Raw genomic sequence first — 3288 nt, 5'->3', positions numbered from 1 at the left:
CCGCGATACAAAAAGCTGCCGAACAATCCGCCAGCCACGCCGCAGACGATGCCCGACACCGCGGCCCACATCAGCATGTTTGGCAGCTCATGCCCTTGAAACCCTGAAAAATACGGGTTGTTGCCCTGTATCGCCACTTGAATGAAACCGGCTGCCAACACGCCCATCAGGATTTGGCGTTCCCAACGCAAAATCACGCCGCGCCCCAATTCTTCGATGGCAAACACCACGCCGGCCAAAGGTGCGTTAAACGCCGCTGCCAAACCGCCGGCCGCACCTGCGGCAATCAAATCGTTTTCCTGCATGCCCCTAAACGCCAGCCCGTGCTTTTTACACCAGGCGCCCCAAGCGTTCATGACCGCCGCACCCACTTGTACAGACGGCCCTTCCCTGCCGATCGATGCCCCCAAAATCATGCCCAAAAACGTCAGCGGAATTTTAAAAAAGGTTTCGCCCAGACGAATCAGACGGGTTTTCTGCGCGCCATACGGCAAAGACAACGAAGCGATGACTTGCGGAATACCGCTGCCGGAAGTGTACGGCGCAAATTTGCGCGTAAACCACGCCAAAAGCGGCAAACCCAGCGGCAAGGCCACCCACGCAAACCATGGATATTTTCCCACCAACAAAGCGTTCCATTCCAAAGCCAAATCCGCCAAGTACGCAAACATCAAAGCCGTCAGGGCAACCAGTGCCGATCCTGCCAGCAAAAACAGAAAGGCAATGCTCTTTTTCGACAGGCGTTTGGTTTGGCGGATTTTGTGGGCGAGGCGCGCCGCCCAAGTCTGTGGAAATTTCATAATAGGCACGCAGTCAATGTGTTCAGACGGCCTTGATACTTTTCTCAAAGGCCGTCTGAAAACAAGGATAAAGGTTTTTAAGAACGGTAATCCGCGTTAATCGACACATACTCGTGCGACAAATCGCAGGTATAGACGGCCGCCGTCGTATCGCCGCGTTGCAAATCGATGCGGACGGTAATTTCCGGACGATTCATCACGGCTTGTCCTGCTTCTTCGGTATAGCTTTCCGCACGGCCGCCGTTTTCAGCCACCAACACGTCATCCAGCCACATTTTCAAAGCATCGACGTCCAAGTCTTCAATACCGGCATAGCCGACGGCTGCCAACAGACGGCCCAAATTCGGGTCGGAGGCAAAGAAAGCAGTTTTTACCAAAGGCGAATGGGCGACGGCATAAGCCACTTTGCGCGCCTCTTCGCGGGTTTTCGCGTTTTGTACTTCAACCGTGATGAACTTGGTCGCGCCCTCGCCATCACGGACAATCGCCTGCGCCAATTCCAAAGCCAGCGAACCGAGCAATGCTTTGAGCTGCGCATAGCGCGGATCGGCGGTATTGTCGATTTCGCTCTGACCGCAACGGCCTGTCGCCATAATCACGAAGCTGTCGTTGGTGCTGGTGTCGCCGTCCACGGTAATCGTATTGAAACTTTCGTCTGCGATTTCTTGGGTCATCAGCTGCAAAATCGGTTGGGACACTTTGGCATCAGTGGCGATAAACGACAACATGGTCGCCATATTCGGATGAATCATGCCCGAGCCTTTGGAGATGCCGGTGGCGCGGACTGTGTGTTTTTCGCCGACCAAGCCTGTGCGTGAAGCGGCTTTCGGCACAGTATCCGTCGTCATGATGGCACGCGCCGCGTCCGACCAGAATGCAGGGCGCACTTGCGGCAAAGCGGCCACGATTTTATCCACAGGCAGCGGCTCCAAAATCACGCCGGTCGAAAACGGCATAATCTGATTGGATTGGCAGCCGACCTGCTCTGCCACCGCCGCGCACACTTTAATCGCGTCCAGACGGCCTTGTGCGCCGGTACCCGCATTGGCATTGCCCGTATTGATGACTAAGGCACACACGCCGTCTTGGTCAAACAGATGCGACTTGGCGATATGCACCGGTGCGGCGCAGAACCGGTTTTGCGTAAACACCGCGCCCACCGTATGTCCGCCGCCCAACACCATCAGCGTCAAATCGTCGCGGTCTTGTTGCTTGATGCCGGCACGACCTGTAAACAGACGGATACCGTCGATTTCCAACAATTCGTCTGCACGTTTTTCAGTCAAATTTACAGCCATATCATTTTCTCCTGTTTACACTATTTTCAGACGGCCTAAACGCTATACGCCCAATAAGGGAATCAAGATAGGCACCAATACCGCCGTCAACACGCCGTTGAGCGTCAAGCCCAAGCCGGCATAGGCGGCCATACGGCGGCCGTATTCCAAAGACGCCGCAATACCCATCGCATGCGAGGCCGTACCCAAAGACATTCCCACTGAAGAAGGCATATACAACGCCCCTTTCAACACTTTATATCCGGCCATCTGGCCAAAAAGTCCGGCAATAATCACCGTTGCCGCCGTAATCGCCGGAATACCGCCGACCGATGCCGTGATTTCAATCGCAATCGGGTTGGTCACGGATTTGGAAGCCAGCGACAAAATCACTTCGCGCGAAGCGCCCAGCCATTTGGCAAAATACACGCCTGTAACAATGCCCGTCACGCTGCCCGCCAACTGCGACAACACCACCGGCAACCACTGGCTGCGGATACGGTCCCAATTTCGATAAAGCGGCACGGCCAGCAACACGACTGCCGGTTTCAACCAAAAATCGATAAACTGCGCCGCGTCGTGATACAGCTCGTAATCGATGGCAAATACCTTCAAATACCCCATCAACACCAGCGTACTGATCAATACCGGATTACACAGCACATTCCCCGTGCGCGCCCGAATCTGCACTGCCAAAGCATATACGGCCAAAGTCAGGAACAGCATGACCGAGGGCATGCGCAACAGCCCGTCTATGTTCATCACATCCACCTCCTGACCCACTCATGCACTTTGCCGGTCACCAACAATACGCAGATCGTACTGCCGATTGTGGCCGTCAGAATCGAAAACCAGTCGTTTGCAATCACATCCAAATAGCTGATGACGGCCACGCAAGGCGGCACCAAAAACAAAGTCAGGTTTGCCATCAAAATGTCCGCCAGTTCCCCCACCCAAGACAATTTGACCCAGCCTGCCTGAAGCGCGGCAAACAGCAAAGCCATGCCGACAATACTGCCCGGCAGCTTCAACCCCAAAATCCAAACGGTTGCCTCGCCCAAAGCCAAGCAACCCAATACCACCAATAAGGCACGAATAATATTCATTAAGCCGGTTTCTCCTTATCCTTTTTCAGACGGCCTCAAAAAATTTATTAATCATTGAATCATATCGTGCCACAGGCCGTCTGAAAAGGGAAGAAACGCCTTCCT

Annotated in this window: 4 protein-coding genes; all 4 read right to left on the bottom strand. The window is 54.2% G+C overall.

Going from position 1 to position 3288, the window contains the following annotated elements; all coding sequences use genetic code 11:
* Positions 1-800: chloride channel protein (locus ACTHS3_RS10955; RefSeq protein WP_440367956.1), on the bottom strand; the 800-nt coding region annotated here is incomplete at its 3' end.
* 77 nt (positions 801-877) lie between these two features.
* Entirely contained in the window at positions 878-2098 is a 1221-nt protein-coding gene (argJ, locus tag ACTHS3_RS10950; protein ID WP_004519540.1) for a bifunctional glutamate N-acetyltransferase/amino-acid acetyltransferase ArgJ, read from the bottom strand.
* A 42-nt stretch (positions 2099-2140) separates the two neighbouring features.
* Positions 2141-2839 (bottom strand): LrgB family protein, encoded by a 699-nt coding sequence (locus tag ACTHS3_RS10945; protein WP_063068450.1) that lies wholly within the window; start codon positions 2837-2839, stop codon positions 2141-2143.
* Complete coding sequence (locus tag ACTHS3_RS10940; RefSeq protein ID WP_049343552.1) at positions 2839-3183, bottom strand: CidA/LrgA family protein; 345 nt, start codon at positions 3181-3183, stop codon at positions 2839-2841. The genes ACTHS3_RS10945 and ACTHS3_RS10940 overlap by 1 nt, the downstream gene beginning before the upstream one ends.
* Positions 3184-3288 lie beyond the last annotated feature (105 nt).

It is taken from the genome of Neisseria sp. P0009.S007, from assembly GCF_051962515.1.
The sequence above is the reverse complement of the archived record's forward strand: the minus strand, read 5'-3'. Positions and strand labels throughout refer to the sequence as shown.